We start from the raw sequence: 17,436 nt of genomic DNA, 5'->3' as shown, positions 1-17,436 counted from the left end.
CCCGGCAGCGTCGGCTTCGGCAGCGTCGCGACCTCTTCCTTGGCCTCCGCCAGCTGCTCGGCCGTGTCCGTCGGCAGCGCCGGCGGCCGGTGTGCCGCGGACCTGAAGCCGAACGCCGAGGTCAGGTCGCCGAAGGTACGGCGGCGCCACTCGGTGATGTTCGGCTCCTCGACCCCGGTGAACCTCTCCAGGAACTGCAGGACCGACGTGTGGTCGAACGCCTCACCCGCGGCCCACCCGCCCACCGTCCACGGGGAGATCGCCAGACACGGCACCCGGAACCCGCCGCCGATGGGCAGGCCCTGGACGAACTCGTCCACCGTCCCCGCCTTCGGGGTCGGCGGCACGACATGGTCGAAGAGGCCGTCGTTCTCGTCGTAGTTGAGGATGAACGCCGTCTTGCGCCACACCGCCGGGTTGGACGCGATGGCCTCGATCTTCGACGCCACGAAGTCCGCGCCCGCCGCGGGCAGGTAGTTGGGGTGCTCCGACTGCGCCGCCGTCGGCAGGATCCATGACACGGTCGGCAGCCGGTCGTTGCGCGCGTCGTCCTCGAAGGTGCCCTCGGGCTGCGCGACCATCGCCCGGTCGTACAGCGGATCGCCCGGCTTGGCGTCCTGGAACTGCTGGAACTCCGACAGCATGTTCGTGCCGTAGTTGTCGGTCTGCTGGTACACCTTCCAGTCGACCCCCGCCGCCTGCAGGCGCTCGGCGTACGTCGTCCAACTGTACGGCTTGGGCGCGGAGTTCGAGATGACCGGGCCGCCCTTGGTGCCTGACGGGTCGATGCTCGCGGTCATCCAGTAGAGCCGGTTCGGCCAGGTCGGGCCCATCACCGAGCAGAAGTAGTTGTCGCAGATCGTGAACGCCTCGGCCAGCGCGAACTGGAAGGGGATGTCGTCACGCGTGTAGTAGCCCATCACGTACGGGCCGTTGGCGCCGTCCGCCTTGCGGTGCGCGGGCAGCCACTGGTCCATCGCGCCGTTGTTCCACGCCTGGTGCTGCACGGCCCACGCGTGGCTGGTGGACGGGATGGCCTGGGCGCTCGTGGTGTGCGTGTCCAGGTGGAACGGCAGCGTGTAGCCCTGCGGGTTGACCGTGTCCGGCTGGTAGAACACGGACTTGCCGGTGGAGAGCTTGCGCGCGTGCGGGTCGGCGAAGCCGCGCACTCCCTTGAGCGTGCCGAAGTAGTGGTCGAAGGAGCGGTTCTCCTGCATCAGCAGGACGACATGCTCGATGTCGTCGATCGAGCCGCCGCGCGCGGGGCCCGCTGCCACGGCCTTCTGGATGCTGGGGGGAAGCAGACTCAGACCGGCGGCGCCACCGAGCACACCGGCCGTCGAACCGAGAAGTCTGCGACGGGTCATTTCGGGCATGGGTATTCCCACTTCCCTTGAGACGCATGGGGGTTGGTCGACCGCAGACGACTCTCCCGGGGCGCGGGACCCGAGGAAGAGGGGGATTGCGTGAACGGCATATCAAGGCATCGCAAAGGCGCCAATTGATCGCAAAGTGTGCCAGTGGTGCGACCAATGGCGCGCCGGGGCTCGCCGTAACGGCCCGTACGGTGCGTGCTGCCTGGTCCGGGCAGGTGTCGCCCGACCGGACCGACCGGCCGTCAGCTGACTTTCGAGGCGAGCGGACAGCGACGCCGGGGCGTACCGGCGCCGGGCGCGCGGCGCGGGTACGTCACCGCCCGCCACCGGGCATTCACCTGGAGTGTGGCGAACGGTCAGATGTGGCGCTCAGTCGCGGCCGATGTCCTCGTACCAGAGTTCGGGGCGCTCCTCGATGAACGAACGCATCATCGACGCGCACTCCGCGTCGTCCACCAGCTCGATCCGCACACCGTGCTCGGCGAGCCAGTCGTGCCCGCCGTGGAACGTCCGCGCCTCGCCGATCACCACCCGCGAGATGCCGAACTGCCGCACCAGACCGCTGCAGTACCAGCACGGTGAGAGTGTCGTCACCATCGTCGTGCCGCGGTACGAACGCTGCCGGCCCGCGGCGCGGAAGGCCGCCGTCTCTGCGTGCAGCGAGGGGTCGCCGTCCTGGACCCTGCGGTTGTGGCCCCGGCCCAGCAGCGCCCCTTCGGGGCCGTACAGCGCCGCGCCGATGGGGATGCCGCCCTCGGCGAGCCCGGCCCGCGCCTCGGCGACAGCGGTCGCCAGCCACTCCCGGGCCTGTGCCGCGTCCAACGGCCCGGCCAAGGCCCCGTCCGGCGTCACTGCTTCGGCGGGGTGTCGTCGTCGCGGTCCTTGAGGGACCGCAGGAACTCCGGGTTGTCGTCCGGCGCGACCCAGCCGCCGCCACGCCCCGCGCGCGGCGCCCGCCTGTCCCGCCCCACGACCAGCCAGGCAATGGACCCGACCAGTGGGAACAGCAGCACGAGAATCGCCCAGACGGGCTTGGGCAGATGGCGGATCTCCTTCTCGTCACTGGTGAGACAGTCGATGAAGGCATAGATGCTGAGGCCCAGCGGCACCAGAATCATCAGCACCCGAAGCATGGCGGGTCCCCTCTGCGCGTGGTCCGCGCGTGGCGGTCGGGACCGGATCGCGGCCCCGTGACGGGACCAGCGTAGCGAGTGACCGATACTTGACCTCATGGCTTATGACGATCTTCGCTCGCTGCTCAGGGCGCTGGAGCGCGAAGGCGACCTCAAGCGCGTGAAGGCCGAGGTCGACCCGTATCTGGAGATCGGGGAGATCACCGACCGCGTCAACAAGGCCGGCGGGCCGGCGCTGCTCTTCGAGAACGTCAAGGGCTCGTCGATGCCGCTGGCCATGAACGTGTACGGGACGGACCGCCGCCTCCTCAAGGCGCTCGGCCTGAAGTCGTACGCCGACATCAGCGACAAGATCGGCGGGCTGCTCAAGCCCGAGCTGCCGCACGGCTTCGTGGGGGTGCGCGAGGCGTTCGGCAAGCTCGGCACGATGGCGCACGTACCACCCAAGAAGGTGAAGGAGGCGCCCGTCCAGGAAGTCGTCCTGACAGGTGACGACGTGGACCTGGACCAGCTGCCCGCGCTGTTCACCTGGCCCGAGGACGGCGGCTCGTTCTTCAACCTCGGTCTGACGCACACCAAGGACCCCGAGACGGGCATCCGCAACCTCGGGCTCTACCGCCTCCAGCGCCACGACCGGCGCACCATCGGTATGCACTGGCAGATCCACAAGGACAGCCGCAACCACTACCAGGTCGCCGCCAGGCGCGGTGAGCGGCTGCCGGTCGCCATCGCCTTCGGCTGCCCGCCGTCCGTGACGTACGCGGCGACGGCGCCGCTCCCCGGCGACATCGACGAGTACCTCTTCGCCGGGTTCGTGCAGGGCAGGCGGATCGAGATGGTCGACTGCAAGACCGTGCCGCTCCAGGTGCCGGCGCAGGCGGAGGTCGTCGTCGAGGGCTGGCTGGAGCCCGGCAAGACGCTGCCGGAGGGCCCGTTCGGCGACCACACGGGCTTCTACACGCCGCAGGAGGAGTTCCCCGCGCTCACCATCGACTGTGTGACGATGCGCAAGCGGCCGCTGCTCCAGTCGATCGTGGTCGGCAGGCCGCCCACCGAGGACGGGCCGCTGGGCCGGGCGACGGAGCGGTTCTTCCTGCCGCTGCTGAAGATCATCGTGCCGGACATCGTGGACTACCACCTGCCGGAGGCGGGCGGTTTCCACAACTGCGCGATCCTGTCGATCGACAAGAAGTACCCGAAGCACGCGCAGAAGGTGATGCACGCCGTCTGGGGTGCCCACATGATGTCGCTGACGAAGCTGATCGTGATCGTGGACGCCGACTGCGACGTCCACGATCTGCACGAAGTGGCCTGGCGGGCGCTGGGCAACACCGACTACGCCCGCGACCTCACCGTCGTGGAAGGCCCGGTCGACCATCTCGACCATGCCTCCTACCAGCAGTTCTGGGGCGGCAAGGCGGGTATCGACGCGACGAGGAAGCTCCCCGAGGAGGGGTACACGCGGGACGGCGGCTGGCCGCATATGGTCGAGTCCGATCCCCGGACGGCGGCGACGGTCGACCGCCGTTGGAAGGAGTACGGCCTGTGACCAGCGCTGCGGCGCCCATGCGGCAGCCGAGCCACACCAAGGCGTTCCTGCGGCTGGTGATGATCGAGCACTCGGTCTTCGCCCTGCCGTTCGCCTACATCGCGGCACTGACCGCGATGTTCCAGCTCGACGGCAACATCCACTGGGTCCGGCTGCTCCTCGTCACGGTGGCGATGGTCGGTCTGCGTACGTTCGCGATGGCCTGCAACCGGATCATCGACCGGGAGATCGACGCCCGTAACCCGCGTACCGCGAGCCGGGAGATCGTCACAGGCGCGGTGTCCGTACGGTCCGCGTGGACCGGGGCCGGGATCGCGGTGGTCGTGTTCCTGGGCGCCGCCGCGCTGCTCAACCCGCTGTGCCTGGCGCTCGCGCCGGTCGCCGTCGTCCCGATGGTGGTCTATCCGTACGGCAAGCGGTTCACCAACTTCCCGCACGCCATCCTGGGGATCGCGCAGGCCATGGGCCCGGTCGGCGCCTGGATCGCGGTGACCGGCGAGTGGTCCTGGGACGCGGTGATTCTCGGTCTCGCTGTCGGGATCTGGATCGGTGGCTTCGACCTGATCTTCGGCTGCCAGGACGTGCAGGCGGACCGTGCGCACGGCGTGAAGTCCGTACCGGCGCGCTTCGGGATCCCGGCGGCGCTGTACGGGGCGCGCGCGGCGCACGTCGTCACGACCGTGCTGCTGGTCTGGTACGGCCTGGCGACCCACGCCGGGGCGTTCTTCTGGGTCGGTCTCGTGGTGGTCGCCGGGGCGTTCCTCTACGAGCACACCATCGTGAAGCCGCACGACCTGTCCCGGCTGAACAGGGCGTTCTTCTCGGTCAACGGCTTCGTCGGGATAAGCCTGTTCTTCTTCGCGCTGCTCGACCTGCTGGTGCGCGGCCTCACGGTGTGAACAGGGGAGCCTGCGGGCGGCGTTCCTTGCGGAACAGGAACGCCGCGAGCACGCCGCCCAGCAGCCCGAACAGATGGCCCTGCCAGCTGATCGACGGGTCACCGGGCAGCACGCCCCACAGCACCGAGCCGTAGACCACCAGCACCACAAGACCGATCACGATGTCGACCGCGCTGCGGTCGACGAAGCCGCGTATCAGCAGGAAACCCAGCAGGCCGAAGATCACCCCGGAAGCGCCGACGGTGTTGGTGTGGTCGGCCGCGGTGAGCCAGACCCCGAGGCCGCCGACCACCATGATCGTCAGGACGACCGCGGCGAACCGGCGCAGCCCGCCGAGGGCCGCGAGGAAGCCGAGGACCAGCAGCGGGACGGTGTTCGACGCGAGGTGCTCGAAGCCGTGGTGCAGGAAGGCCATCGGGATCACGTCACGCAGCTCACCCGCGCTGCGCGGGCTCAGCCCGAAGGTGTCCAGGGAGCCGCCCGTCGTGGCGTCCACGATCTCCAGCACCCAGAGCAGCGCGACCCAGGCGGCCATCACGGCGCCCGCGGCCTTCACCCGGCCGGTCCTGCCCGGCCTGCGCGGTGAGGTGGTGTCGAGGTTCGGATACGGCATCGCAGCCCCCTGCGGTCCTGAGCGGGCCGGGACACATCCCCGGCCCTGCCGTCTCTGCAACGCGCGGGGCACCGTCCGCGGTTCCAGCCCTGCGCGGGTTCCCGCCACCGGCGGCCGGATAGGCTCGGTCGGGTGAAGCCCGGACAGCCCGCGAACCAGCAGGACCAGCACGGCAGGCCCGGCCGGGAAGGCCCCCGGCGGCCCTGGGTCGTCGGCGTGTCCGGCGCCTCGGGCACCCCGTACGCCGCCGCCGTGCTGCGCGGTCTGCTGGACGCGGGGGAGAGCGTCGACCTCGTGGTCAGCCGGGCCTCCCGGCTGACGCTGCTGGACGAGACGGGCATCGCCTTCCGGGACGCGCACTGGCGCGAGGACCTGGCGGCCTGGCTGGCGCGCGGCGCCGACGGCAAGCCCGGTACGTTCGCGCCCGACCTGTCCGGTGTGCGCCACTGGAGTGCCGGCGATCTGGCGGCGGGCCCGTCCTCCGGGTCGTACCCGGCCAAGGGGATGCTGATCGTGCCCGCCTCCACCGCCTCCGTCGCGGGGGTGGCGCTGGGCCTGTCGAAGGACCTGTTGCAGCGCGCGGCGAGTGTGACGCTGAAGGAGCGCAGGCGGCTGGTGGTCGCCGTCAGGGAGACCCCGCTCGGCGGGCAGACGCTGAAGCAGCTGGTCGCGCTGGACGAGGCGGGCGCCGTGGTGCTGCCGGCGTCCCCCGGCTTCTACGCGGGGGCGACGCACATCCAGGACCTGGTGGACTTCGTGGCGGGCCGGGTGCTGGACGCGGCGGGCGTGCCGCACGGGCTGTACCGCAGGTGGACGGGGGACCTCGGCGGATCTCGTGACGGAGACCTCGGCGGATCTCGCGGAGACTGAGGCGCGGCCCGATTCTGTCCTTTGTTTCTGAGTGTAATCTTGCGCGATCGCTGAATAATGGAAGGCTTCAGGTATATGGACGCCGTGGACAGGCAGCTCATCCAGGCCCTCAGAGAGAACGGCAGAGCCTCGTACGCGGAGCTGGGCCGGCTCGTCGGCCTCTCCGGGCCCAGCGTCACCGACCGCATCAACCGCCTGGAGACCGCGGGCGTCATCACCGGCTACCGCGCCACGGTCGACTCGGCCTCCCTCGGTCTCGGCGTCACCGCGCTGATCGGGATCTCGCTCTCCGACGCCGCCGACCACGAGGACGTGGCGCGCCGGATGCGCGACCTCGGCGAGATCGAGGACTGCTGGTTCATCGCGGGCGACGACTCGTACATGCTCAAGGTGCGCGCCGACAACGTGGACGGTCTGGAGAAGACCATCGGCCGGCTCAGCAAGACCAAGGGCGTCTCCCGGACCCGCACCACCATCGTTCTCTCCACGAAGTGGGAGAACAGGGTCGGCGAGCTGCCCGAAGAGGTGTGACCGCCGCGAGACGGCGCGCGCGGCCCGGCACGGAGGGCCGCTGCGGTCATGTCGGCGCGGGGGCGTAGGCTCGACTGGCCCGATTGGTAGACGTATCGGCCCGATTGGTAGACGTATGGGAGGCGGCGGGATGACTGCATCGATCCAGGATGTGGGCTTCAAGCGCGAGCTGGAGGAGAAGGTCCACGCCGGGGAGCGGCTGTCCCGTGAGGACGGCGTCGCCCTGTACGAGACCGACGACCTGGCCTGGCTCGGCGGCCTCGCCCACGAGGTGCGGACCCGTAAGAACGGTGACGTGGTGCACTTCAACGTCAACCGCCACCTGAACATGACGAACGTGTGCACCGCGTCCTGCGCGTACTGCTCGTTCCAGCGCAAGCCGGGCGAGAAGGACGCGTACACGATGCGCATCGAGGAGGCCGTCCGGCTCGCCAAGGCGATGCAGGGCGAGAACCTGACCGAGCTGCACATCGTCAACGGCCTGCACCCCACGCTGCCGTGGCGGTACTACCCGCGCTCGCTCAAGGCCCTCAAGGAAGCGCTCCCCGAGGTCTCGCTCAAGGCGTTCACCGCCACCGAGATCCACCACTTCGAGACCATCTCGGGGCTGACGGCGAGCGAGATCCTGGACGAGCTGATCGAGGCCGGCCTTGAATCGCTGACCGGCGGCGGCGCCGAGATCTTCGACTGGGAGGTCAGGCAGCACATCGTCGACCACAACACCCACTGGGAAGACTGGTCGCGTATCCACCGCCTCGCCCACGAGAAGGGTCTCAAGACCCCGGCGACGATGCTGTACGGGCACATCGAGGAGCCCCGGCACCGGGTGGACCACGTCCTGCGGCTGCGCGAGATGCAGGACGAGACCAACGGCTTCCAGGTCTTCATCCCCCTGCGCTACCAGCACGACTTCGTGGACATGAAGGACGGCAAGGTCCGCAACAAGCTCCAGGTGCGGACGACGATGGCGACCGGCGCCGAGGCGCTGAAGACCTTCGCCGTCTCCCGGCTGCTCTTCGACAACGTCCCGCACGTCAAGGTGTTCTGGCCCATGCACGGCGTGCAGACGGCGCAGCTCGCCCTCCAGCACGGCGCGGACGACATGGACGGCTCGGTCGTCGAGTACAAGATCACGCACGACGCGGACAACTTCGGCACGCCGAACAAGCTGGGCCGCGAGGATCTGCTGGAGCTGATCAGGGACGCCGGCTTCCGCCCGGTCGAGCGGAACACCCGCTACGAGACCGTGCGCGAGTTCCCCGGCCCCGACCCGGACCGGCGCGAGTCCCCGCAGCCCATGCGGGTGTGAGGACCGGTACGGCAGTGGCGCTCACCTTCCGTCTCGACCCCGGGGTCGACGCCCACCTCAGGGACGGCCTGCTGGACCTGTGGGCCGACGTCTCGAACGCCGGCGGGGCCGTCGGCTTCGTACCGCCGGTCACCACCGAGGACGTCCGGCCCGAGCTGGTCAGGCACTTCGTGGCGATGGCGGAGGGCCGCGCCCGCCTCCTCGTCGGGTTCGACGAGGAGGGCGCCGTCGCCGCCGCCGTCTTCCTCACGTACAACACGCACCGGCTGATGCGGCACTGGATATGGCTCTACACCGTGATGGTGCACCCGGACCATCAGGGCAAGGGGTACGGCCGCGAGCTGATGGCCGCCGCCGCGGACGCGGCGAGCGGGTTCGACGGCATCGAGGCGATCCGGCTCACCTGCCGCGGCGGCACGGGCGTCGACCGCTTCTACGCGTCCTGCGGCTACAAGGAAATGGGCCGGGTGCCCGGCGCGATACGCGTCGCCCCAGGTGACGACAGGGACGACATTACGATGCTGCTCCCCCTGAACCGGGGCTGAACCGGCCGTGCTTCACTGTTCAGGAGGAACCGGAGAATGAGAGAAGGCCCGTCGTGTCCCTAGCGAAGCCAAGCGCCACCGTCCGCTACACCGGCATGCGCATCGCCATCTTCATGGGCTGCCTGGTCCTCTCGGCCGCTCTGGTCCACGTCGGGGTGCTGCCCAAGGGCCTCGGGGACTCCAACTTCATCTGGGTGCTGCTGCTCGCACTCGTCCTCTCGGCCCCCCTGAGCTTCGTCCTGCTGCGCAAGCAGCGCGACGAGATGTCCGTACAGCTGTCGGGCCGGGTGGAGAGCGTGAAGGCCAAGCTGGAGGCCAACAGGACGCAGGAGGACGGCGTCGCCGAGTAAGCGCCGCGTAAGCTTCCTCACATCAGCGCAGCACCCCGGCTCCGGGGCCGTTCCCCCTGGAGCCGGGGTGTTGTCTTGTGTGCGGGGGGAGTTGGGCGATCAAGAGGCCCGTTCCCGGCCCGCCGGACCGCCGCAGCCCCAAAGAAACGCTTTGAGCAGCTCAAAGCGCGAGTGTTAACGTCCTCGACATGAAGACAGCAGTGCGCCTCCGCCACGACATGAGCGTCCCGCTCGTGGCGCGCCTGCATGTCGATCTCTGCCGCTGCATGTCCGCGGTCTGTTGCCGCGCCGTCTGACCCGGCATCAGCAGCGGCGCCTTCCCGGACAGCTCAGCCACGCTCAGCAGCGCGCGGGCGCCGCACCCCGTCCCCCTCGGAAAACCGTGTCCCGCCCTGCCGGGACGCGCCACGACTGGAGTGTGTCCGTGTCCGCGAATCCCGCGCCCACCGGATCCCCGGCGCCGGCCGAATCCCCGGCCCCCACCGGGTCCACCGGCTTCCGCATACCCAAGGTCCCGTTCTGGGTCCAGATCGTCGCCGGCCTCGTGCTCGGTGTGCTGCTCGGCTGGCTCGCCCGCAGCCAGCACATCCACTGGCTGTACACCACGCTGGACGAGATCGGCAGCCTCTTCGTCCAGCTGCTGAAGCTGGCCGTCGGCCCGCTGGTGTTCTTCGCGATCCTGATCTCGATCACCAACCTCCGCAAGGTCAACAACGCGGCCAGGCTGGCCACCCGTACCCTGCTCTGGTTCATGATCACCTCACTGATCGCCGTCGCCATCGGCCTCGCGATCGGTCTGATCACCAACCCGGGCTCGGGCACGGGGCTCACCCCGAAGGACGGCAAGCTCCCGCAGCACACGGGCTCCTGGATCGACTTCCTCACCGGCATCGTGCCGACCGACGTCGTCACCCCGTTCACCGAGCTGAACGTCCTGCAGATCGTCTTCATGGCGGCCATCGCCGGCATCGCCGCGCTCAAGCTCGGCGAGCGGGCCAAGCCGATCCTCACCATCAGCGAGGCCGTGCTCGAACTGCTCCAGAAGGCCCTGTGGTGGGTCATCCGGCTCGCCCCGCTCGGCACCATCGGGCTGATCGGCTTCGCCATCGCCGACTACGGCTGGGACCTGATCAGCCAGTACGCGACCTTCACCGCCGACGTCTACGTCGGCTGCGCGCTGGTGCTCTTCGGCGTCTACCCGCTGCTGCTCGCCACCGTCGCCAAGGTCAACCCGATCCAGTTCTACAAGGGCGCCTGGCCCGCGATCCAGCTGGCCTTCGTCTCCCGCTCGTCCGTCGGCACGATGCCGGTCACCCAGAAGGTCACCGAGCGCCTGGGCGTGCCGAAGGAGTACACCTCCTTCGCCGTGCCGTTCGGCGCGACGACCAAGATGGACGGCTGCGCCGCGATCTACCCGGCGCTCGCCGCGATCTTCATCGCGCAGATCTTCGACGTGCACCTGGGCATCCAGGACTACCTGCTCATCGCGTTCGTCTCGGTCGTCGGCTCGGCGGCGACGGCCGGTCTCACCGGCGCGACCGTCATGCTGACGCTGACCCTCTCCACGCTGGGCCTCCCGCTGGAGGGCGTCGGCCTGCTGCTGGCGATCGACCCGATCCTGGACATGATGAGGACCGCGACGAACGTCGCGGGCCAGATCGTCGCCCCGCTGATCGTGGCCGCGCGCGAGAACATCCTCGACCGCGACGCCTACGACTCGGCGACGTCCCTGAACCCGGACGAGAACCCCGACGAGAACGTGGCCGAGGACCGGCACCGCGTCCCGGTCGCCGCCTGACCGTACGGCCCGTCCGAGGCGCCCCCGCGCCGCAAGTGCCCCCCGAGCCCGTGCTCGGGGGGCACGATATCGTGGGGCCCCGCATCGGACGGATGCACGGAATCACATGAGGTGAATCGTGGGACTTGCTCCGCGCGTCGTCGCTTTCGACCTGGACGACACTCTCGCTCTTTCGAAGACGAAGATCACGCCCCGGATAGCCAAGTGCCTCGAAGCGCTTCTCGCGGAAAAAGAAGTCTGCATCATTTCCGGCGGCCGGTACGAACAGTTCCGGAACCAGGTCCTGGACGAGCTGCCGCTCACGCCCGAACTGGCCGGCCGGCTGCATCTGATGCCCACCTGCGGAACGCGCTACCTCCGCTGGGAATCGGGCGGCTGGCAGGACATCTACGCCGAGAACCTCAAGCCCGAACAGACGGAACTCGCCGTCTCCGTCCTGTCCGAGGGTGCCCGCTCCCTGGGGCTGTGGGAGTCGGAGACCTGGGGAGACGTGATCGAGGACCGCGGAAGTCAGGTCACCTTCTCGGCCCTCGGCCAGCAGGCGCCGCCCGACGCGAAAGCCGCCTGGGACCCGGACGGTTCGCGCAAGGAGAGCCTGCGCGCGTACGCCGCCGCGCGGCTCCCGGAGCTGGAGGTGCGCAGCGGCGGCAGTACGTCGATCGATGTGACACGAAAAGGAATCGACAAGTCGTACGGAATGCGGAAGCTGATGGCACATCTCGGCCTGGAAATCCAGGACGTGCTCTTCGTCGGCGACCGCCTCGACGAGGGCGGAAATGACTTCCCGGTGCGCGCGATGGGTGTGTCGTGCATTTCGGTCACCGGCTGGGAAGAGACCGCGGACTGTATCGACTGGCTTCTCGGCGTAAATCCAGAATTGCCGGAGCCGGCCCTGATGGCGCCTCTTCCCGCTTAGTCGCGTCATGGCTGCGGGGGACGGTCGGAGCAAGAGGTTGCCGCGGGCCGTGCGGGAGCGGCAGATGATGGACGCCGCCGTGGTGACGTTCGGGCGGCACGGGTACCGGGCCGCTTCGATGGACGGCATAGCCGAGCTGGCCGGGGTCTCGAAACCGCTGGTGTACCTGTATCTGAACTCGAAGGAAGACCTGTTCATCGCCTGCATCCGGCGCGAGGCGCGGGCGCTGCTCGGCGCGGTGGAGGCGGCCGTCGAGCCGGGCTGGCCCGCCGACCGGCAGCTCTGGGCAGGGCTCACCGCGTTCTTCGGCTACACCGCTGAGCATCCCGAGGGCTGGGCCGTACTGCACCGTCAGGCCCGCACCAACGGGGAGCCGTTCGCCGCCGAGGCCGGGAAGACCAGGGACGAACTGGCCGCGTACGTCGCCGGCCTGCTCGGCGAGGCGGCCCGCGACACGCACGGCCCCGACGACTTCGGCGAGCGGGACATCGCCGGGCTCGCCCAAGCGCTCGTGGGCGCCGCGGAATCGCTCGCCGCCTGGGCCAACGAGACGCCGGAGGTGACGGCGAAAGAGGCGGCGTCGACGCTGATGAACTTCGCCTGGGCGGGGCTCGGCCGCCTGCTGAACGGCGAACGCTGGTCGGCGTCGCAGCAGCCGACCGCTGGGGGGAGGGGGCCGGGGCCGCAGGAGGGGGGCGTCCGGACGTAAAGCGCTGGAGCGCATGCGACGAGCAGTCCGGACACCCCCCTCCGAAGGGCCCGGAACCCGCGCGGGACGGCGAGACCGCAACGGACCCGCACCCCCAAGCCCGCGCCGGAGGGCGAGACCGCAACCAAGACCTGCACCCTCGACCCCCCGCCGGACGGCGAGAGCGCAACCCAGACCGCACCCCCCGAGCCGCGCCGGACGGCGAGACCGCAACCACAACACCCGCCCCCCAAGCCCGCGCCGGACGGCGAGACCGCAACCACAACACCAGCCCGCCCCCAAGCCGCGCCGGACGGCGAAGCGCGTGCGCCTTCTGTGGTGATCTCGAACGTCTTTGAGCCCCGCGGCCATGGGGAGTTGACCCGGGGCAGGCTGTTCCGGTCCCATGGCCCCCACGTCCGACCTCACCCCCCACACGAGGAGCCGCCCGTGTCCTTCGCCGCGTCCGCCGACGCCCTGTCCGTACCCCAGGCAGGGCCCCAGAAGCTGCGGGACGAGGACGGGGAGGTACGGGAGGTGTCCGTACCCGCGCTCGTTCCGCTCTCGCCGGGCGGTTCGCTCGCCGACATCCCCTTCGACAATGCCGAGGCCGCCCCGGACCAGCCGGTCCTCAGCAGGAAAGGCCCCGACGGCAGGTGGCGTGACGTCACGTCGGCCGCGTTCGCCGACGAGGTGCGCGCCGTGGCCAAGGGGCTGATCGCCGAAGGGCTCCAGCCGGGCGACCGGCTCGCGATCATGGCGCGTACGACGTACGAGTGGACGCTCCTCGACTTCGCCGCGCTCGCCGCAGGGCTGGTCACCGTACCCATCTACCCGACCGCGTCCGCCTTCCAGGCCCGCTGGATCCTCCAGGACTCCGGAGCCGCGGGCTGCGTCGTCGAGGACGGCCAGCAGGCCTGGCTGATCCGCCAGGAGGGCCAGCAGATAGCCCGGCTCAAGCACTGGTGGCAGCTGGACACCGGCGCCGTCGAGACCCTGCGCCAGGCCGGCGCGCACCTGCCGGACGAGGCCGTCACCGAACGCCGCGCCGCGCTGAGCCCGTCGTCCGTCGCGACCCTCGGCTACACCTCGGGGACCACGGGCCGCCCCAAGGGCTGCGCCCTGACCCACGGCAACTTCTTCGCCGAGGTGGACAACGCCATCGAGCTGCTGCACCCCGTCTTCAAGACGGTCAGCAAGGAGCCCGCGTCGATCCTGCTGTTCCTGCCGCTCTCGCACGTCTTCGGGCGGATGGTGTCGATCGGCTGTCTGCGGGCCCGGGTACGGCTCGGCCACGCGCCGTCCATCAAGTCCGACGACCTGCTGGCCGACCTGGCCGGTTTCCGGCCGACCTTCCTGCTGGCCATCCCGTACGTGCTGGAGAAGGTCTACAACACCGCACGCGCCACGGCGGAACGGATGGGCCGCGCCTCGTCCTTCGACCGCGCGGCGCGCATCGCACGGCGCTACGGCGAGGACCTGGAGGCGGCGGAGAACGGCACGGGCCCCGGCCCCTCGACCGCCCTGCGCGCGGCCCGCACGCTGTACGACCCGCTGGTGTACCGGCGGATCCGCGCTGCGCTCGGCGGCAAGGTGAAGTACGCGATCTGCGGCGGCTCCCCGCTCGGCCGCCGGCTCGCCTCGTTCTACGCGGGCGTCGGCATCGAGATCTTCGAGGGCTACGGGCTCACGGAGACCACGGCCGCCGCGACCGTCACCCCGCCGCGCAACCCCCGGATGGGCACCGTCGGCTGGCCGCTGCCGGGCACCGCCGTACGGATCGCCGACGACGGCGAAGTACTGCTGAGCGGCGGCAACCTGTTCGCCGGCTACTGGGACGCCGAACTGGGCGAGGCGGTGCCCGCGACGGAGCGGGACGAGAACGGACGGTCCTGGTTCGCGACGGGTGACCTGGGCGCGCTGGACCCCGACGGCTATCTGACGATCACCGGCCGCAAGAAGGACGTCATCATCACCCTCGGCGGCAAGACCGTGGCGCCCGCCCCGCTGGAGGACTGGCTGCGCGCGCATCCGCTGATCAGTCAGTGTCTGGTGGTGGGCGACAACCGCCCCTTCGTGACGGCGCTGGTCACGCTGGAGCCCGAAGGGCTCGCCCACTGGGGCCAGATGACGCGCAAGCCGAACATCTCACGCGAGGTGCTGGCCGACGACGACGAACTGCGCGGCATCCTCCAGCGCGCGGTGGTGGAGGCCAACCGGCTGGTGTCCAGGGCGGAGTCGATCCGCCGCTTCCGCATCCTGACCGTCGACTTCACCGAGGAGAGCGGGCATCTGACGCCTTCGCTCAAACTCAGGCGCGCCCAGATCGAGACGGACTTCGCGTCGGACATCAAGGCCCTCTACGAGCCGTAGGACGGGCGCGGCCACAAGGCAGGGGCCCCGCTTCCCCACCCGAGTGGAGGAAACAGGGCCCCTTGGGTACTGCTCAGTGATCTGCGATCGCCGACCCGGGCACCTAGGCCGGGGTGACGTTCTCCGCCTGAGGGCCCTTCGGGCCCTGTGTGACGTCGAAGTTCACGACCTGGTTCTCCTCAAGGGAGCGGAAGCCGGTCGCGTTGATCGCGGAGTAGTGGACGAAGACATCCGGGCCGCCGCCGTCCTGGGCGATGAAGCCGAAGCCCTTTTCAGCGTTGAACCACTTGACGGTTCCGGTAGCCATAAGCCCTCCTTGGGCCAAAGGGTTGCCCTGCTCCAGAACCTGCAAAGAAGTCTGAATACTACAAAAGCCTGCGGTTACATGCTCCGCAGGCTCTGTACTGCAAGGGAAACCAAACTGCAACTTGCGGCGAGCCTAGCACGCACTCCACGCACAGCGGTAGAGGGAAAGATCACCTCTCCGCGAGGTGTCACCCGGAGGTTTGACGCGCTCCTGACGTGCTCACGAACCGCCCCCCGGGGCTGCCCGCGCCCGGTCGCGGGTTTAGCCTCACGATGTGGACAGTCCAGTAGAAAACGCAGCAGGAGAAGCGGCGTCACAAGCAGCGCCGGAAGCCGCCGGGACCGCCGGAGCCGACCACAGTCGAAACCGGCCGCGTGTCGGTCATATCCAGTTCCTGAACTGCATGCCCATCTATTGGGGGCTTGCCAGGACCGGAACCCTTCTTGATCTGGAGCTGACGAAGGACACCCCTGAGAAGCTCAACGACCAGCTCGTACGCGGCGACCTCGATATCTCGCCGATCAGCCTTGTGGAATTCCTCCGCAATGCGGACGACCTCGTCGCTTTCCCCGATGTGGCGGTCGGCTGCGACGGCCCCGTGATGTCCTGCGTGATCGTCTCGCAGGTGCCGCTCGACCAGCTCGACGGCTCCCGGGTCGCGCTCGGCTCCACGTCCCGTACGGCCGTACGCCTGGCCCAGCTGCTGCTCGCCGAGCAGCACCACGTGACCCCCGACTACTACCGGTGCCCGCCGGACCTGGGCCTGATGATGCAGGAGGCCGAGGCCGCCGTGCTGATCGGCGACGCGGCGCTGCGGGCGTCCCTGCACGACGCCCCGCGGCTCGGCCTGCAGGTCCATGACCTCGGGCAGATGTGGAAGGACTGGACGGGACTGCCGTTCGTCTTCGCCGTGTGGGCCGCGCGCAAGGACTTCCTGGCCCGCGAGCCCAGGGTCACGCGGCAGGTGCACGAGGCGTTCCTCAACTCGCGTGACGTCTCCCTGCGGGAGGTCGACCAGGTGGCCAAGCAGGCGGCGCGCTGGGAGGCGTTCGACGCGGAGCTGCTGGAGCGGTACTTCCGGACGCTGGACTTCCGCTTCGGCGCCGACCAGCTCGCGGGCGTACGGGAGTTCGCCCGCAGGACGGGAGCGACGACGGGTTACCCGTCCGACGTGCACATCGAACTGCTCGGAGGCTGAGCGGGACACCGGCCGGAGCCGGCACAGGACTCCGCACAGACCCTGAATGAACCCCTCCGTGTCACGACGAGCCCGTTAGGCTGCTGCGTGGACGCAGTATCGCGGTGACACCGGGGGGTCGGGGGCCATGCAGCCGTTGGATGCGGGCGAGCCACGGACCATCGGTCCCTACCGGCTGCTCGGCAGGCTCGGGGCCGGCGGGATGGGGCGCGTCTATCTGGCGCGCTCCGAGGGGGGCCGCACGGTCGCGGTGAAGGTCGTCCATCCGCACTTCGCGACGGACGAGGAGTTCCGCGCCCGCTTCCGGCGCGAGGTGGACTCCGCGCGCCGGGTCGGTACGGGCCCCGGCGGCCACCGCTGGTCGGCGCCGGTGCTCGACGCCGACCCGGAGGCCGCCGTGCCGTGGGTGGCCACCGGCTATGTCGCAGGTCCCTCGCTGACCCAGGCCGTGCAGGGTCACGGGCCGCTGCCGGGCCGTACCGTACGGGCCCTCGGCGCCGGGCTCGCCGAGGCCCTGGCCGCCGTCCACGCGCTGGGCCTGGTGCACCGGGACGTCAAACCCTCGAACGTCCTGCTCGCCCTCGACGGCCCCCGGCTGATCGACTTCGGCATCGCGCGCGCCACCGACGGCACCGCTTCGCTCACCTCGACCGGCGTCTCCGTCGGCTCGCCCGGCTACATGTCGCCCGAGCAGATACTCGGCAAGGGCGTCACCGGAGCGGCCGACGTGTTCTCGCTGGGCGCCGTGCTCGCGTACGGGGCGACGGGCGCGAGCCCGTTCCCCGGTGACTCGTCGGCGGCGCTGCTGTACCGGGTGGTCCACGAGGAGCCGGATCTGAGCGGTCTGGCCGGCGAGGAACTGGCCGGACTGCGGGAGACCGTCGCACGCTGCCTCGCCAAGGACCCGGCGGCCCGCCCGGCGCCCCAGGAGGTCGCGGCGCTGCTGGCCCCGCAGGGCGCGGCGGGCGCAGTGGCGGCCGG

The 17,436-nt window shown here is 69.9% G+C and carries 18 protein-coding genes; 13 read left to right on the top strand and 5 right to left on the bottom strand.

Annotation, left to right across the window (positions count from 1 at the left end):
• The 3 genes from HY68_RS07645 to HY68_RS07635 all read right to left on the bottom strand — a co-directional run.
• The coding region (locus HY68_RS07645) for an alkaline phosphatase family protein (RefSeq protein WP_041995387.1) at positions 1–1,376 on the bottom strand (1,376 nt) is incomplete at its 3' end.
• A 369-nt stretch (positions 1,377–1,745) separates the two neighbouring features.
• The gene (locus HY68_RS07640) at positions 1,746–2,210 is read right to left on the bottom strand and encodes a nucleoside deaminase (protein WP_041995385.1); all 465 of its coding nucleotides are present in this window, start codon (positions 2,208–2,210) and stop codon (positions 1,746–1,748) included.
• 14 nt (positions 2,211–2,224) lie between these two features.
• Positions 2,225–2,509, bottom strand: coding sequence for a PLD nuclease N-terminal domain-containing protein (locus tag HY68_RS07635; RefSeq protein WP_041985985.1), 285 nt, complete (start codon positions 2,507–2,509; stop codon positions 2,225–2,227).
• A gap of 97 nt (positions 2,510–2,606) precedes the next feature.
• On the opposite strand from HY68_RS07635, the gene HY68_RS07630 reads away from it, so the two are divergent.
• Both HY68_RS07630 and mqnP read left to right on the top strand, forming a co-directional pair.
• On the top strand, positions 2,607–4,058 hold the full coding sequence (locus tag HY68_RS07630; RefSeq protein ID WP_041985984.1) for a menaquinone biosynthesis decarboxylase: 1,452 nt from the start codon (positions 2,607–2,609) through the stop codon (positions 4,056–4,058).
• Positions 4,055–4,957, top strand: a complete 903-nt coding sequence (gene mqnP / locus HY68_RS07625) for a menaquinone biosynthesis prenyltransferase MqnP (RefSeq protein ID WP_041985983.1) — start codon at positions 4,055–4,057, stop codon at positions 4,955–4,957. The genes HY68_RS07630 and mqnP overlap by 4 nt, the downstream gene beginning before the upstream one ends.
• Here mqnP and HY68_RS07620 read toward each other — a convergent pair.
• A complete protein-coding gene (locus HY68_RS07620) occupies positions 4,947–5,492 on the bottom strand; it encodes a rhomboid family intramembrane serine protease (RefSeq protein WP_241778747.1) in 546 nt (181 codons plus the stop codon). The genes mqnP and HY68_RS07620 overlap by 11 nt on opposite strands.
• Positions 5,493–5,786: 294 nt before the next feature.
• Here HY68_RS07620 and HY68_RS07615 point away from each other — a divergent pair, with 294 nt between their 5' ends.
• The 9 genes from HY68_RS07615 to HY68_RS07570 all read left to right on the top strand — a co-directional run bounded on the left by HY68_RS07615 (position 5,787) and on the right by HY68_RS07570 (position 14,950).
• The gene (locus HY68_RS07615) at positions 5,787–6,440 is read left to right on the top strand and encodes a UbiX family flavin prenyltransferase (RefSeq protein WP_041995383.1); all 654 of its coding nucleotides are present in this window, start codon (positions 5,787–5,789) and stop codon (positions 6,438–6,440) included.
• Positions 6,441–6,515: 75 nt separating this feature from the next.
• Positions 6,516–6,971 carry an Lrp/AsnC family transcriptional regulator gene (locus HY68_RS07610; protein ID WP_041985979.1) on the top strand — a complete coding sequence of 152 codons (456 nt, stop codon included), beginning with the start codon at positions 6,516–6,518 and terminating at the stop codon, positions 6,969–6,971.
• A 115-nt stretch (positions 6,972–7,086) separates the two neighbouring features.
• Positions 7,087–8,280 (top strand): aminofutalosine synthase MqnE, encoded by a 1,194-nt coding sequence (gene mqnE / locus HY68_RS07605; protein WP_041985976.1) that lies wholly within the window; start codon positions 7,087–7,089, stop codon positions 8,278–8,280.
• Positions 8,281–8,294: 14 nt separating this feature from the next.
• Entirely contained in the window at positions 8,295–8,825 is a 531-nt protein-coding gene (locus HY68_RS07600) for a GNAT family N-acetyltransferase (protein WP_041985973.1), read from the top strand.
• 53 nt (positions 8,826–8,878) lie between these two features.
• On the top strand, positions 8,879–9,175 hold the full coding sequence (locus HY68_RS07595; protein ID WP_107070061.1) for a DUF4229 domain-containing protein: 297 nt from the start codon (positions 8,879–8,881) through the stop codon (positions 9,173–9,175).
• 424 nt (positions 9,176–9,599) lie between these two features.
• Positions 9,600–10,973 carry a dicarboxylate/amino acid:cation symporter gene (locus tag HY68_RS07585; protein WP_041995381.1) on the top strand — a complete coding sequence of 458 codons (1,374 nt, stop codon included), beginning with the start codon at positions 9,600–9,602 and terminating at the stop codon, positions 10,971–10,973.
• Between the two features lie 118 nt (positions 10,974–11,091).
• Positions 11,092–11,889 (top strand): HAD-IIB family hydrolase, encoded by a 798-nt coding sequence (locus HY68_RS07580; protein WP_063779622.1) that lies wholly within the window; start codon positions 11,092–11,094, stop codon positions 11,887–11,889.
• Between the two features lie 7 nt (positions 11,890–11,896).
• Complete coding sequence (locus HY68_RS07575; protein ID WP_078863473.1) at positions 11,897–12,598, top strand: TetR/AcrR family transcriptional regulator; 702 nt, start codon at positions 11,897–11,899, stop codon at positions 12,596–12,598.
• A gap of 456 nt (positions 12,599–13,054) precedes the next feature.
• Complete coding sequence (locus HY68_RS07570; protein ID WP_241778746.1) at positions 13,055–14,950, top strand: AMP-dependent synthetase/ligase; 1,896 nt, start codon at positions 13,055–13,057, stop codon at positions 14,948–14,950.
• Between the two features lie 103 nt (positions 14,951–15,053).
• Here the strand turns inward: HY68_RS07570 and HY68_RS07565 are convergent, their stop codons facing one another.
• Entirely contained in the window at positions 15,054–15,257 is a 204-nt protein-coding gene (locus tag HY68_RS07565; protein WP_017948713.1) for a cold-shock protein, read from the bottom strand.
• Positions 15,258–15,642: 385 nt separating this feature from the next.
• On the opposite strand from HY68_RS07565, the gene HY68_RS07560 reads away from it, so the two are divergent.
• Complete coding sequence (locus HY68_RS07560; protein ID WP_277816776.1) at positions 15,643–16,455, top strand: menaquinone biosynthesis protein; 813 nt, start codon at positions 15,643–15,645, stop codon at positions 16,453–16,455.
• Between the two features lie 127 nt (positions 16,456–16,582).
• Positions 16,583–17,436: serine/threonine-protein kinase (locus HY68_RS07555; protein WP_041995379.1), on the top strand; the 854-nt coding region annotated here is incomplete at its 3' end.

It is taken from the genome of Streptomyces sp. AcH 505 (genome assembly GCF_000818175.1).
Lineage (GTDB): Bacteria > Actinomycetota > Actinomycetes > Streptomycetales > Streptomycetaceae > Streptomyces.
This window is presented reverse-complemented; position numbering and strand designations above follow the sequence as displayed.

Bases quoted from the DNA above. Each gene is read 5' to 3' on its own strand.
- mqnE (WP_041985976.1), top strand. From the start codon at position 7,087: ATGGGAGGCGGCGGGATGACTGCATCGATCCAGGATGTGGGCTTCAAG.
- HY68_RS07620 (WP_241778747.1), bottom strand. From the start codon at position 5,492: ATGGCCGCCTGGGTCGCGCTGCTCTGGGTGCTGGAGATCGTGGACGCC.
- HY68_RS07610 (WP_041985979.1), top strand. From the start codon at position 6,516: ATGGACGCCGTGGACAGGCAGCTCATCCAGGCCCTCAGAGAGAACGGC.
- HY68_RS07575 (WP_078863473.1), top strand. From the start codon at position 11,897: ATGGCTGCGGGGGACGGTCGGAGCAAGAGGTTGCCGCGGGCCGTGCGG.
- HY68_RS07565 (WP_017948713.1), bottom strand. From the start codon at position 15,257: ATGGCTACCGGAACCGTCAAGTGGTTCAACGCTGAAAAGGGCTTCGGC.
- HY68_RS07630 (WP_041985984.1), top strand. From the start codon at position 2,607: ATGGCTTATGACGATCTTCGCTCGCTGCTCAGGGCGCTGGAGCGCGAA.
- HY68_RS07635 (WP_041985985.1), bottom strand. From the start codon at position 2,509: ATGCTTCGGGTGCTGATGATTCTGGTGCCGCTGGGCCTCAGCATCTAT.